Origin of the sequence: Vibrio atypicus, assembly GCF_009811315.1 — a bacterium.
Classification (GTDB): domain Bacteria; phylum Pseudomonadota; class Gammaproteobacteria; order Enterobacterales; family Vibrionaceae; genus Vibrio; species Vibrio atypicus.
This window is the reverse complement of record NZ_BLID01000014.1, coordinates 63,347-77,844: the sequence shown is the minus strand read 5'-3', so window position 1 is coordinate 77,844 and position 14,498 is coordinate 63,347. Positions and strand designations below refer to the sequence as shown.

The 14,498-nt window shown below is 40.9% G+C and carries 10 protein-coding genes; 6 read left to right on the top strand and 4 right to left on the bottom strand.

The features are described 5' to 3' along the window. Positions 1 to 117: 117 nt before the first annotated feature. Positions 118 to 2,382 (bottom strand): nSTAND3 domain-containing NTPase, encoded by a 2,265-nt coding sequence (locus tag GVO60_RS20930; RefSeq protein WP_159657524.1) that lies wholly within the window; start codon positions 2,380 to 2,382, stop codon positions 118 to 120. Between the two features lie 882 nt (positions 2,383 to 3,264). Between GVO60_RS20930 and GVO60_RS22480 the strand changes: the two genes are divergently transcribed. Then, complete coding sequence (locus GVO60_RS22480; protein ID WP_217358386.1) at positions 3,265 to 5,418, top strand: AAA family ATPase; 2,154 nt, start codon at positions 3,265 to 3,267, stop codon at positions 5,416 to 5,418. A gap of 327 nt (positions 5,419 to 5,745) precedes the next feature. Here the strand turns inward: GVO60_RS22480 and GVO60_RS20920 are convergent, their stop codons facing one another. Next, positions 5,746 to 6,627: a LysR family transcriptional regulator gene (locus GVO60_RS20920; RefSeq protein ID WP_159657522.1), complete on the bottom strand. Its 882-nt coding sequence runs from the start codon at positions 6,625 to 6,627 to the stop codon at positions 5,746 to 5,748. Positions 6,628 to 6,730: 103 nt separating this feature from the next. Here GVO60_RS20920 and GVO60_RS20915 point away from each other — a divergent pair, with 103 nt between their 5' ends. Next, a complete protein-coding gene (locus tag GVO60_RS20915) occupies positions 6,731 to 7,669 on the top strand; it encodes a DMT family transporter (protein ID WP_159657520.1) in 939 nt (312 codons plus the stop codon). 343 nt (positions 7,670 to 8,012) lie between these two features. Here the strand turns inward: GVO60_RS20915 and GVO60_RS20910 are convergent, their stop codons facing one another. Next, entirely contained in the window at positions 8,013 to 9,725 is a 1,713-nt protein-coding gene (locus tag GVO60_RS20910) for an SgrR family transcriptional regulator (RefSeq protein WP_159657518.1), read from the bottom strand. A gap of 852 nt (positions 9,726 to 10,577) precedes the next feature. Between GVO60_RS20910 and radC the strand changes: the two genes are divergently transcribed. Continuing rightward, positions 10,578 to 11,066: a RadC family protein gene (gene radC / locus GVO60_RS20905; RefSeq protein ID WP_159657516.1), complete on the top strand. Its 489-nt coding sequence runs from the start codon at positions 10,578 to 10,580 to the stop codon at positions 11,064 to 11,066. Between the two features lie 35 nt (positions 11,067 to 11,101). Here radC and GVO60_RS20900 read toward each other — a convergent pair whose 3' ends face one another. Beyond that, a complete protein-coding gene (locus GVO60_RS20900; protein ID WP_159657514.1) occupies positions 11,102 to 11,704 on the bottom strand; it encodes a DUF2913 family protein in 603 nt (200 codons plus the stop codon). A gap of 655 nt (positions 11,705 to 12,359) precedes the next feature. Here GVO60_RS20900 and GVO60_RS20895 point away from each other — a divergent pair. The 3 genes from GVO60_RS20895 to GVO60_RS20885 all read left to right on the top strand — a co-directional run bounded on the left by GVO60_RS20895 (position 12,360) and on the right by GVO60_RS20885 (position 14,494). Further along, positions 12,360 to 13,130 (top strand): hypothetical protein, encoded by a 771-nt coding sequence (locus tag GVO60_RS20895; RefSeq protein WP_159657512.1) that lies wholly within the window; start codon positions 12,360 to 12,362, stop codon positions 13,128 to 13,130. Continuing rightward, positions 13,130 to 13,444, top strand: coding sequence for a hypothetical protein (locus GVO60_RS20890; RefSeq protein WP_159657510.1), 315 nt, complete (start codon positions 13,130 to 13,132; stop codon positions 13,442 to 13,444). Before GVO60_RS20895 ends, GVO60_RS20890 begins: the two co-directional genes overlap by 1 nt. 690 nt (positions 13,445 to 14,134) lie before the next feature. Then, positions 14,135 to 14,494, top strand: a complete 360-nt coding sequence (locus tag GVO60_RS20885) for a hypothetical protein (RefSeq protein WP_159657508.1) — start codon at positions 14,135 to 14,137, stop codon at positions 14,492 to 14,494. The last annotated feature ends 4 nt before the right edge of the window (positions 14,495 to 14,498 follow it).

Genomic DNA, 14,498 nt, shown 5'->3' with positions numbered 1-14,498 from the left:
CAGCTTTGCCCCTTTCTGTGTTGCAGGCGCAGTAAGCCTGTCCATTTTTACCAATTCTGTTGACCAAATTTTAGTAATGCTACAGAGTGTTTATCGAAAATCTCGCTGGAGCAGATATCACTCATCTATATCATCAAAAATGCTTCGACTGCTCGTATAGCTTACATTCGGTTCATCAACTATGATATCTCGCGAAGCCGAACTGTCTTCCTCTAGTGGGTTTTCATCGACCCATTCTTTAACTAACATGCGCTGTTTTTCTATAATATTTCTAATACGCATACTATGTGGATATTCATCTACAATGCCTGAAAGCAGTTGAGTAAAACGATTCATGTGCCACTCTGGGTCTTCTTCGGGATCGTGGTCTTCTTGATGTAAATAACGCACTTCCTCAATTCGCGGCAGTAATTCAGTACGAATCGCTTCTCTTAGTATTCTCACTTCCTTATCATTTAATAGTGAGCGGAGCTCAGGGTCACCTAGAACTCTGGCATCTTCGCCATTTTGAGCATATTTCGAGACTGTAGTTACCAGTGTTTTACGCGCGCTTTCTGGTAAGATGCCTAGTTTGAACAAGCGAATAGCTAGGTCTACTTCTACCGAAAAATCTAAGTTCGGCGTAGGGGTCGTGATATGATCAATTAATTTGGGGTCAGCTCTGAGATACGATTCGAGAAACTGCTTGTTACACCGTCCGTTTAAAAAACTTAGCAGTTCTCGTCGAGCCCACCAACCTGACATCCATTGAGTCTTATAGGCAGAACTTGTTTTATATGTAATAAGTCGCTTAATGAGTAATTCAAACATAGAACTAGGCAGGACAACAGCTTGTTCAATGTCTACGTTGCCACAAGTTATCTGACGCATCAGCTTTTGGATATCGCTACCGCGGACATAAATCCCAAGCAGCTCCGGACTGCCTCGAAGCATGACAGAGTATGCGTCTCCAATAGTTGGGTGTTTGAAAGTCCAAAAGGACTTTCCGTCCGAATTCACGTGGACTACTAGACTATCGCGCAGTGCTTCGAGTGCAGCTGTACACCCTCCCAAGTCACTGCCCAATCGCCTCAGAGTATCATCCTCAGCAGCCGTCAATGTGACCGGGCTTTGCAATTGACCGTTGGACATATAAATTAATGCTAATGCTGCTTTGCAACCGGCGTCTAGCTCTTTACAGGTATCTATGAGGAATTGTTCGCGCTTATCTACAAACCTCTCCAAGCTCAAATCAGACAGGTACAAATTTTTGGTGAAAAATGGATCTGCCAACCTCCTAGCTGTTTCTGGAATGAACCTATCATGATCTGCAACAGTCTCTAAATGTGGTTTAACCGCAGCACGAAACTCTCTGGGTTGCCTTCCAAGCTTTAGATGGTTGTAGAGAATCTGCCTTCGTTCGTCTGGCGTTAGGTTATGAACATCTACAACAACCTGGCTTTCCTGGAAGAGTGGGAAGGCGCCGTCCTTCAAATCCTGACGTGCACGATTATAGATGTAGTCTCGTGACGTCATAACGATACGGTTTCCTTGGCGAAGAATGGTTCTTACCTCATTGAGGATATGATTCCAACCGGAGGCTAGGCCACTTTCATACTGAGTCACTCCGAATGCGTCATCGATCCAAAATAGTTGGGACTTTTCATTAGGATTCCAACGCTCAACGACTGACTGGGGTGTCATCAACTTAACCACAGACGCTCCCCATTGGTCAGCAGATGACATAGCAAGCAATGATGCTATGGTCGTTTTTCCTGAGGCTGGCTCGCCAACTAGAAGCACAAAACCATGCGTGTCGAGAGCTTCAGCTGCTTTTCGATAAGACTCAGTTAAAACGACCTTAGCTAGATCTTCTTTCATTGTTTCGAGTACAGCTTTAGCTTGAGCATATGCTCGGTCGTCTAGAATTTGGCTCAAGTCTCCGAGACCGTATACTCTTGGAACCATCATCCTTAAATGTTTATTGTCACGAATTTGGTCTTCCAGCCAAGTGGAACCCAATATAAGGAAATCTTTGATTCCTGCTTCTTTGGACCTTTCCTTAATCTTTAGTTCGGTAGCACCGGAAACACCTGCGTTTGTCATTAGAATATAAATGTCACACTCATTCTTGCTGACTAATCGTTCGGCCTTGCTGAATTCGTCTTTGAGATCTGATGGTGTGAGAGAGTGCCCAACGCGAGCGGTGAACTTACATTGGATCACAAAGCGGCCAGAGAACAACTCACCATTTTGTTGGCTCCAGATACCTGAAAATGCTCCATCTCTACCGCCGTCATTAGTATCTAGGAAGGACTGGACCGTTTGACCGAGAACTTCGCGTAATACCGAAAGGCATAACTGTTGAAAGCTGTACCAACCAAGAGTATGAAGATTAAACATATAAATTCTAAATCCATTTCTATTTTATTGGCTTAGCTTACATCATGCCATCTCCATCAGAAACACTTTAAAGGCCAATAGCTGAGTTTTGAAGGAGTGAATAAAATACCTATCCTAGCTTCCTAATTCGCCCCAAAGTGTTTTAGATAGAAAGCTCGGTTGCAGAATGCGATTCACGGTTAGTCCAAGCATAACTAATGTGACACCCTACAAGCTTCTTAACTTGCACATAGGTTCGCCCGAGCCCAGTAATAAGCTCTATATCCTCATCAAGTCCAACCAGCACAGCATCGACATCAGCCGTTGGAGTTAATAGTAAGCATCCAACAGCATATAGGTGTTGATATAGAAATCCTCTGTATACAGCTTCGCTTCTCCTTAGCTGTATGCCATCTAGTATATCTAGGAGCGTGGCTCATCGCTTTCATGCATTACTATCTTCCTTAATAGTTTTTCTGCAACTAAATTAGCACTTTAATACATAGGAGTTAAGGTCATAAGAAGGTGTCTAGAACGTTAGTGGAAAATCACTTCAGATAGATAGGAAAGCCTCTGCCCCTTTCTGTGCTTACTCTCATAAAATCTCAATCCTCAACTAATTATTTTTTTATGCATGATCTAATGGATCGTCCAAAGACAAGACTTGGTTTTATTACCGCGGACTTATGATGTGCTAGAAGTAAAGACTGAAAACGACCAACGCATCAGCGTTAAAACCCTGTTAATAGTTGAGCATCAACTTGCCATAAGGCGTGATCAATGTGGATACATTGAGCCAACTTCGCTTCATTACGGTGGAGTAATTTTCGATTATTTGACGAAAGCCCTTATATGCAACAAGGCTTGTGTTACATTAAAAAAAACAGCTAGTTAGAAAAAATTATGAAAATCAAAGTATCGAAAATCAAGAAAGATAGTATTTTCACTGACGAATATTTAGCGCTAACGCAGAACAACGAGTTAGATTTCGAACGTAAGAAAGTATGTGTGGTATATGGGCCTAATGGTACTGGAAAAACAAGTTTATCCAAGGTCTTAAACCAAGACAAAGATGTAGAGTACACGCTGGACATTGGTGGTATAGAACATACCGAAAATAGTGATCCGGTAGCTCATATCATATCAGACCAAAATGACAGAAACGTAATTCAAGGTGAGACTCAGGATTTTATCCTCGGCGATGATATTAAAAGGGAATACCAACTTAAAGAAAAACTGAACGACAGCTTTTCCTTACTGTTCGAAAAAGAACTTGTTGGTATCCTCAAGAAAAACTATCAAATAGCTAAAATGAGTACGAATTTTGATGAGCTCATTCTAGATAAAGACCTATTAGGTTACATAGCAGACATAGCAAACAGTCGATCCAGAGGTAAAAAAATAGATCGTAAAAATTTCATTGATAAAGTATACGAATACCAATTAGCAGAAACGCCAGACTATGATGAAGCGAAGCTAAGGTTTTTCATTGAGGATTTTGCCAAAAATGACTCAATCATTCGCGCTTTATCAAACTATAATTTCCAACTTGATGATAAAGAACAGAGCATAGTCAAACTTGAAGAGCAAAGCGAAGCTGTAATAATTCTAGAGAAATTTAATTATATAGATGAGTGTTTAGTCTGCGACCATCCTATTGATGTAGTAGCTAAACTAGCTCAGAAAAACGAACAATATGAACAAACATCCAATCAAATGGATGAAAAAGAAAAAGAAATAGCAGAAAAGATCATCAAGAACCTGTCTCAGCCTGACTCGTTTAATATCAAAGATAGAGTTAGAACTGCTATAAAGAAATCTGATAAATCCTTCATTGAGGATCTAGTCGTTGAATTCAACAATTATAAATCAGTGTACTGGCAGCTTCTCAAACATGACTTTATAACAACTTCAACTAATCACGCGTTACAAGAAGACTATGAAGCCTATCAAGCATTACTCAAGAATAAGCCAACATTTGGAAGTGAAGACATATTGTTCATCGAACAGTTTCTAAATGAATCTCTTGAGCGTGAAATTTCGCTAGAGCGTGATGATAATAACAATATTAGACTTATGTTAGGAGGGAAAGACTTTTTAAACAAAAACCGCCAAGACCTTGAGCTAAGTAATGGTGAGCAGAACTTCCTTTCACTCGCATTTGAGCTCTTAAAAGCGAAAAACTCGGCATGTGAATTAATCGTACTTGATGACCCGATATCGAGCTTTGATTCCATTTACAAGAACAAACTAGCATATGCGATTTTAAGCTTCTTATCTTCCAAAAAGACTCTAGTCCTTACGCACAACACAGACTTAATTAAACTATTAGAGCATCAAGCAAAACAGTGCTTAAACTTGTACTACTTCAACAACGTATTAGGCGAGAGTAACGGCTTTACGCCAATTAACCCTCAAGAAATGTCGATTCTCTTGTACATCCATGAATTCTTAAACCTTTTAAGAGAGGATATAAAAACGGAAATTGATAATGAAAAACAATTTCTGATATCTCTAGTTCCGTTTATGCGTGGGTTTTGTCAAATTAGGGGATTGGTAGAAGAAAAAAACAAGTTAACTCAGTTAATGCATGGTTACTGTGATGAAACGATCAATGTTACAGAAATCTATGAGAAGCTATTTTCTGACAGAGTGCTAGGGAATGTTCATAAAATATCAGCGAAGGAAGTTGTTGGTTGGGACTATACGGAATTTAGCCCTTTAAAATCAGAATCTTACCCTTTGCTATCAAAAACACTAAGGCACACACTTACATATTTATACTTGAGGCTAAATGTTGAAAAAGTTTTAGTTGATACATATGCCATCAATACAAACAAACACGATATGTTATCTAGTATCATTTTCGCATCGTTTAAGGGAAATGAACGCAAAAAGATACAACATCGTGTCTTTTTCATGTCAAAGAAGACTCTTCTAAATGAGTTTAATCACTTTGAAATGGATATGAACATCTTTCAGCCTGCAATCGATATTACAGACAAAGCTTTAAACAAAGAGCGAGAGCAGATACTCAAGCGATTAAAAACACTATGAATTAAATGATAGGCACCGAGAGGGTACCTATCATTTAAGGACACTAGGAACTGCCGTAGAGCGTCGACCACCTGAAGTAGAAGACGCTTTCTCTAGTGGATTGGATGCTCTTAGTGAGGTGGTATGAAGGGTATTTGCTTTTCCATACCTAATGTTATTCGCCAAATTTGAAATTAAGTAATTAGTCTAAATTGTTTTTGTCCAGAACCTTTACAGGCGTTACTTTCAGACTTGGGAGCGATCCACTTTCTGTTATTGCTAATAGGTTTGGTTAAAGACCTATTTCTGTTTTGGATTAGGTTACGTAATGTCAGAGGCTTAAAGGCTTTAACTATCTATCAATTGATTAGATAACCTTTTTACAACGGGTCTTGTTTTTTCGTTTTTCCAAACAAAGCAAAGCGGTAACTGCAGATCTAACTCACTTAAGGTGATGAACCTCACTAGAGGGGATGCTCGATTAATATGTTTGCTATTTACGATAGCGATGCCTTGCTCCGCGGCAACCAATGCAAGCATCGAACTTTCATGATGCGCCCAATGAAGTACATTTGGGCTTAGACCAAGAGTTCGGAATTGTTGCTCTTGCCACTCAAAAAATGCAGGGTAGGACTCTTGGGGGAAGCGGATGAAAGGCAGTGAGTTCAGTTTAGAAATAGAGACGTTGTCATGAAACTTCTTTTCCCAAGAAGCAGGGTACGCAAGCGCCATTGGATCACTTCGCAGCTGAATAACACCATATGAACTGTCGAGTTCCCTAAATAAGTACACAAATGCACAATCCAAACTGCCATGTTCCATCTGGTTTAAAAGTACAGTCGTGTTGTCTGTAATCATTTCAATCCTGACATCTGGGTTCTGAGTTCTGAACAGACTTAAATGATTAGGCACTAACCCTTCCCATAATACGGTTTCTACCGAACCCAATCTAAGATTTCCGATTGCCCCTGAAGCAAATTTTTTGACGGTTTGGGTCGCTTTTTCTATGTCTGAGGAGACTTTATCCATCTGCTCTCTAAAGTGTTCCCCCGCAACGGTAAGGATGAGCTTTCTTGATACACGTTCAAAAAGTTGCACCCCTAACTCCTCTTCTAATTCACGGATTTGGCGCGAAATAGCAGGTTGAGTGACATTGAGAATATCAGCGGCTTTTGTAACTCCACCAGAGTTAGCAACAGCAAGGAAATACTTAATTTGTCGAAGTTCCATACAACTCTTTGTTAACCATTAGGCATTGAATGATAAGAATATATCAATATTTGTTATCCATTATCTAGGTTACTCTTTCGAAAAACATAACTTAGAAGAATCCATGAAATCATTCGAAAAAAGAAAATTAATAAAAGGGTTTGGGTATGGCGCATTGACTGTTGGATGTTGGGGGATATTAAATGTCACAACGCATGAGGCTCTTAGTAGTGGCTTTTTACCCAATGATCTGACGATGCTTCGCTATTGTGTGGCAGGCATAATCTGTCTTCCTCTCTTGCTGATAAATTTGCGCGGTGTAATGCAGATAACGAATTGGTTGAGGGCTACTGCGTTTTCGCTACTCGCAGGGCCAATGTATGGTTGGTTGGTCAACAAAGGGATGCAACTGACGCCTTTGTCTTATGCGAGTGTGATGGTTCCGACCTTTACGATGATCATCACTATGGCATTTTTGTCGGCACAGGGTGAAAAAATCAATAAAGCTCAGATTGGTGGCATCGGCGTGATTGTTTTCGGCCTGTATTTACTCATAAACCGACCTCTTGGCGCCGAACTGCAAAGTAGTATAGGCGCGACGTTGTTTTTACTGGCTGGATTAGCTTGGGCTTTATTTGCTCTGTTGCTGAAAAGGTGGCAGGTGAATCTTGTTTCAACGATTTTCATGATGAATGTTATCTCCGGTATTATCTACTTACCGGTATACCTACGCTCTGCACATTCTGATTTATCCGCTCTGCCTATTGAGCAATGGATAACACAAACTTTTGTTCAGAGCGTATTAGCATCAATTGTTGTTGTTTTTACCTTCGCACGTGCAGTCAACTATTTAGGGGCAACGGTTTCCTCTACGCTTCCAGCTCTTATTCCGTTAGTTTCAATATTCCTAGCAAGTTTCTGGTTTGGACACGTCATCACCGACAGTGAAAAGTTCGCCCTAGCGATGATTTCGTGTGGGTTTGTTGTATGTACCGTAAGCAAGCGCAACCGACAAAAAGTAAGCCGGGATAGTATTACTAGGGTTTGGCGCGGTAAAGCCTGAAGAGACAAGAAACAGGCCAGTCTTTGAAAGACTGGCCCACGTAGTCGAACTAAAAGAAAAGAACTGTTGCAATTGAGCCCAAAAGAAACCCTATGACAAACATTGGCAGTGACGCTGAGTGGTTAGAGGCCCTTGATTCAACAATAACAGTTTGCTCAGGGTTAATGAGATCAGCTCTTGCTTTATATCGATATAAAAAATGATCATGTGGAAACATCTATAATTCCTCTTTAGTCCCGAATAGCACCATTGTGCCGTGACCAAAGAGTAGTAATAACGATGAGTTAAGTGAGTAGAGTTCCACCTTTGTCGTCGTTGGTACTTGTTTCTTGGACTTACTTGACTAGTCCTTAATCCAAAGCTTCTTAAAAGATATCAGCCCCATACTGTCGATATCCGCACCTTTGATTGTCTCTGAAACATGATAAGCGGTAGAAGTTCTCCACAGCGGAATCGATATGCCTTGCTGAACCATCCAGTCTTCACACCGGTGCAGCTCATCTATTAGATGATTAAGATCTGACGAGTTTTTAAGCACTCTGTCGACAAACGAGACTATTGTTTTTTGTTGCTCTGGTGACAAACAGTCATCGAAGGCATCGCTACAGAGAAACCACTTGTAATAGTTCAAGACGTAATCATCTTGAGCTGCGTAAATTCCCATCGCAATATCAGCATAATCACTGTCTTGATAGGGCAGAAGCGTCATATTTGCACCTTGTTGACGCCAACGCTCAATCAGTTCTAAGTAGTGAGCCCGGTTTAGATCCGCACACCATACTTTGATGTCACGCTCAGGCCGAGTCATTGTAGGGTGATATAAATGAACCATCCTCTCTTGATGTAGCCCTGAAACACAGTTAGCAACCGGCGCATGGTTGTTAGAAGAGTTATTACAGAACTCTCTTGCATGATGAATCAGCCAAGCTTTTTCATCCATGGACAACATGTCTTCTTTGTAGATGAACTCCATCACTTCACATCCCATCGACAGCGTTTTATTGACGGAAGCAGAAGGAATCGTGGTTGAATAGCCATGGTGAGTGATATGAGCGTGGATGTCCGTTGAAGTAGAGTCAATGGTCCAGCATTCAATCTTGTCTATCAGAGCATTAACGGCAAAGTAATGAGGGTTCTTGATCAAACTCCAATGAGTATGCGAGGTGTTAGCCTCAGAGCCAGAAATTGAGGGATCGACTTCGAGTTGAAAAACTCCTGTTCCAATAGGAATTTGGCTGTCGCGACTCTCTAAGTAGATCGCAGCATGGGTATCGGCTAACACCCTCAAAATCATAGGGTCAGCAAATTCCATCTGTAGAACAATCCAGCGGCCATCAGCATAAACGGACCGTATATGACGATACAAAAGTTGCTTTGAGTGAGGGTAAGAGACTAATGCTTCTAAGCATTGAACAACATGGTTAGGTGACAAGTGTTCCCCGTTATGAAAATAGACATCATCACGTAATCTTAACCACAACTCGGCGCCTCGAAATTCAAAGTAATGGGCTAAATTGGGTTTCACCGAATCAGACGCTTTGTCATAACTCAGCAAAGTGTCGAATATCCCATCAATATACGGCCGTGAAATTGGACGGATAGCTTTTAAAGGGTGCAGCTCTGGTAAGCAATAAGGTGCCAGCATTGCAAGATGATTCTGAACCTTGAGCGCTTCCTGAGCTCTATGTAACCACTTTGGAAGGTTGTTGCGAAAAACATCGTAATAACCAAACTGCTCGGCATACCGAGCAGCCTCACTTAATTGGCCTTTGAAGCAATAGTTTTCTAGCTCCCGAGTCAATGCCGTTTCGAAACTTACGTTAATAGTGAGTTTTGATTTATGTCCTCGACCGAGACCTGGCTCCCAGGATAACCAACCCAATGAAGTGAGTGTCTTGATTAACTTTGTCACGTTGCGGTCGGAACAGGATAGTTGTTCAGCTAGAGTCTGTATGTCCGTCGCGCACTGCTCACTCACAGGGTATCGCATACACAGTTGCTTAAGGCGTTGTAGGTGGATCTGATTGATAAAAGGTGAACTCGATTTCTCTAACATGTCATGGTTACTTCTTGTTAGTTGAATGATAGTGGTGTCCGCGTCACCTGACTCAATCGCGTTTTTTGTACTGGATGTTGATACTTTTAGTGAAGCGTGTGTTTGGTGTGAATGTCAATAAAAATAGAACATTTGAATTTAGAGTGGTTATACAAGTTAAGATGATATAGCAAATAGGTTGTTTGACTTAGTACAGTAGAAAGAGCGCTGAATATGGTTTATCTAATGATCATTTGTAGGTAATGAGAGCAAAGCTGTAATGCCTCTTTTTAAGAGCCGTACATGTTTAATTATATTTCAATATTCACGTGTAGAATGATGGCTATAGCGTCAGTTTGAAAAGTAACATCACTACCAACTTGCTAAGATAGCAAACTTAGAGTTAGTGATTTGCTAAAGCGGCATGTATTTAATGTTTCTTACCAAGGTGTAATTCATAAGACAATGCAGCGTCGTATAAATCAAGTGTTGTCTGGAAACGTGCGTCATAGGAACTCTAAGAAATGCAGAATTCGTCAGGCAATAGAAGCATTTGAGGAATAAATGCTGTTCGAACATGGTGGTTGCACGTTCTGGCTGCTTATTATCATCATGAAAGTTGATTCGGGAAAGTTTGAAATGATCCTCGACTCGTGATTAGGGTGCTGTAGCCTTAACATTGTTATCTACTGTAAGGGTGGCCGTCAGAGCCGCCTTTTTTATCCTTGCGTTCTTCGTATCTTCCTTTGAACCGTCTACTAACAGAACCTTGTTAGCAAGGGTATATAAACGCGTCGCGCCCTTGCTAACCAGAACCGTGTCAGTAGGCCGGACAGTCAGACGAAAACGACATAGACAAAAAAGGACATCGTTATGACTGCATCAAATCTTACTTATCTAAATAACGCGCTTTTCTCAGCAGAAGAGAAACAGACACTTGGCCATGCAGCTCAAATCCTCAAATCTAAACTTTTCATCAACGAATTACCTGCTCTGACATCACCTGACCTCGTCAAGGCATATTGCCAAACTTCCCTAGCAGCAAAAGAGCATGAAGTCTTCGGTGTTCTTTTCTTAGATAATCAACATCGAGTTCGGGCTACAGACGAAATGTTCAACGGCACTATCGATGCCGCGAGTGTATACCCGCGAGAAGTCGTGAAAGAAGCTCTAATGCACAATGCAGCTGCGGTTATCTTTTACCATAATCATCCCTCTGGTGTCGCCGAACCTAGCCAAAGTGACCGTCGAATTACTCGCCGCCTTGCCGATGCGTTAGCGTTGGTTGATGTTCGAGTCCTAGACCACTTTGTCATCTCTCACGAAGAGGTAGTCTCTTTCGCTGAACGAGGATGGATTTAAACGGCTTCGGCCGTTTAAATACCTGAACTTGATGTTCAGGCTAAATTTGTTTTCACGCCGATAGGATGAAGAAGCAAGTGAACATGGTTGGTGTTCTTATCCCATTGTTTCATTTCGCACGTTAGTTTGTTGAATTCATTAATTGTTTGAATCAATTCACTAGGGGTTGGTGTATGGATGAACATTGATACGGGGGCAATCTGCGTTTCGTTGTCATCAAAACAATGCTCTATGTGTGATTCCAGCATGTAGAGAACATTAGGTAATGTTTCTTGGCCTTCTTCATAAACCTTAGAGTCGATGCTTGCTTCGTCATTTAAGTAAACAAGTAACTCCATGAGCTTGCTTAGATCCGTTGGTTTGCATTCATTAGCCAGAGAATGGATTTCATACAGCCTTTTCTCCAAATTACCTTGTTTCGACTTGGCAATATTGAGCATCAAACGAATGTCTTTCTTGAGGCTCGAAAAGGCTCTCTCTTTAAGTTTTGGCTTTAAATATTTAGTGAGTATGTCGTTGCGTTTGGCTATAGGTACAAATCGATCACTCATCGATACTGTGAAGAGAAGGTGGAGTAGGGCATTTATAACCAGTGTATGAAAGGTTCGGTAGTAGTGTAAGTCTTTAAGCTCTGACATTCGGCCTCAAAAAATGTGTATTCCCAGAGTCTATATAAGGTCATTCGCTTGATTTTCAACCGTTCACGTAATGGTTTGGAATCAAAGTAGCCATTTGAAAGAAAGAATTTTGCATGCAAAATTTTTGTTGTGGGCGTTCTCACCCCGCGGCACACCGCTTCGATCGGTTCATTCCGTCGGAATGCTCCTCCCACGATAACTAGAGTCACAGATATCGATCAAGCTCGATGTGACGCTAAGCTCCTGTGAACAATCTCCCAACGCCTGCACTACTGCGCAGGGCGGACTACGGACTCGTCATACTTCCTAGTTGCCGTTCGTCGTGTCTCCTCTCGTAATAGCCTTTGACTGACTTCGATTAAGTTCGGGTAAGGGGTTGGTGTCTTATGTGCCGATTTTCCTTTCGACTTGCATCATTTGATGGTGCTTGCAGGTTGTAGACCTTCTTCACTCAGAGCCCATATTGTATCAAGAACAAAAAGGCTTATGGTTTTTTTTTCGATCAAATGATAATTATTTTCATTTGATAGAATGCTACGTAACACTTTTGTTAGCTATGTAAAAACTAAATGAAAGTTGTTTCGCGTGTTAGAAATAGGCTTTTATACACATTAGAAGCCCTAGAGTGTCACACAGACAGAGGTTAGGTATTTCTATGACAAAAAAAATCATTACAGCGCTCCTTGTTATAACTTTTTTTTCACCCTACCAACAGGTTATGGCCCTTACACAAATAGGATTTGATAGTCCCTTTTGTAAAGTATTATCGCCTAAGGAACACCTAAGCACGATGAGAGCAGGATATGAGTATTGCTTTAAGGGACTTGGCCACGAAGTTGTTAATTTAACGCAAGATGTAATATATGCTTCGAATGAGAAGGGTAAAATTTATGAAATAGAGCCGGGTACTAAGTTGTATTTTAAGCCACTCAATTTCATTCACATTGTATCAAAGGTAAACGGTAGAGCATACAGGCCTGGGAGTAGAGTCGTAATTTCTGAGCACACAAATAAAGCAAAATTTAATACTCTATGGAGAAGCCTTAACAACCAAATTCCGGTATCTAAAATAAAAACGGTTCCTTCGTTCATGACGACAGAACTTAGTTATCAAACTCCTATATTTCTCAACGGTTATGATGAGGAATTTGCCGCTAATCAAACTAGAGCGGTTCCTGCTGTAATTTTTTATGGCATAGGTGGCGCAGCAGTTGGCGCAATGGGGGCAATTGCCAATGATTGTTCTGGGGGCGATATTACGCGCGCTGCAATTGTTGCAGGGTCCACTGCAATGCTTAGTACGTTAATGGCTATACCCAATGGCATGGGGATCATTGTTGCTAGAGTAGGATCTGGCGGTTTAGGCGTGTCGATGGGAGCTCTGTGTACAAGCTGTCATGTGCCCGATTGTGGAGGCACGTTTTAATGGTATCGACTTTTTTGGCTCTATTTTTAGCTTTTACAATGCAAGGAATATATGTTTACAAAAACAACAGCCAAATAGGCATGAGCAAGGCAACGTTTTTTGCATATGCTTTAGTTGTAACGATTTGTGTCGCTGCTTTGAGTACTGGCATTGAAAAAGAAATTTTATTTGGAACCTCGGTTTTTTTCTTACTTAGTTTTACGCCATTGAAAAAAATGATAAGGAGCCGTGAAGAATTTTTCTTTAGCTTTATGGTGTTTGTAACCGTCACTGCGCTGATGATCAGTTACGTAAACAAATACAATCTTTGGTAACATAAAACCTAAAAGGCGCTCTGCCCCTTATACTCTTACTCTACAAAACCGTAGAGTAAGAGTACCTTAGCCACCTGTGAATACTGACTTAGAATTTTAAGAACAGGGTATCGCTTTCTACTCTCTATAGAGACCTCTGAATCGACTAAAAAATGGTCTTGCAAAACGTCTGATTTCGCAGATTTTTACTTAGTGCGGTGAATTTTGCATCCCCTGACCCTTTCAAAAGGGCGCTGATCACCCGGCAATATAACGGCAAGGCGGATGGGCATGACCTGGTTGTAAATCTGTCCACTTGGGCCTTTACTCGTCTTTTCCTCCCCACACCCCACGGCGGATTGATTTTCAATCCGAATGGTTGTATGTGGGAAAGATAAAGACTTAAAAAACAATGATATAGTGTGCTCCAGTGCTTAATCTGAAATGGTGAAAAAATTTTCAAATTCTTCACTAAAACTTGGAGTGAATGTTAATTGAAAATAATGTAGCTGTATTACATTGTTATTTAGCCCTTTACTGGTAAGGGCTATCGGCCAATTAAATGCAAAATTATTACTATTGTATTTAATATGTATTTACCCCTTATCTACCAATGCTTGAAGGATAATTCTGATCCTTTGTGTATTAAGATGTTATTTGATAGTTATTGTAATATATTATCTATTTTCTAACAGGCAAAGGGAGTGGATCATGGCGAGAAGTCGAGTGTTGCAAGCCTCCGTTAAGGGAAAATTAGAGACCGATTTTGACACCTACCAGCAAAGAGAAAAGCTTAGCGATGCGGAAGCGGTGCGCGATCTTTTGAGTTTTGCTTTGCGGATCAAGTTGAATGATAGCGAAGATGATCGTCCTTCGAACAGAGAGTTGCTGGAAGAAATGTATCGTCGTATTAGACAGACGCAAGGCACAGTAAATTTGGATTATACGCAAGGTTTCGATGGTGAAGCGTTTTATCGGAACAAGCCTGAAGCAAATGAACTGCGTAATGTAGTGACAGCGGATGTTAATAATAAAGTCGATGAGTACCTTGAAGGCAAAAAAAAAGGGTAGCCCA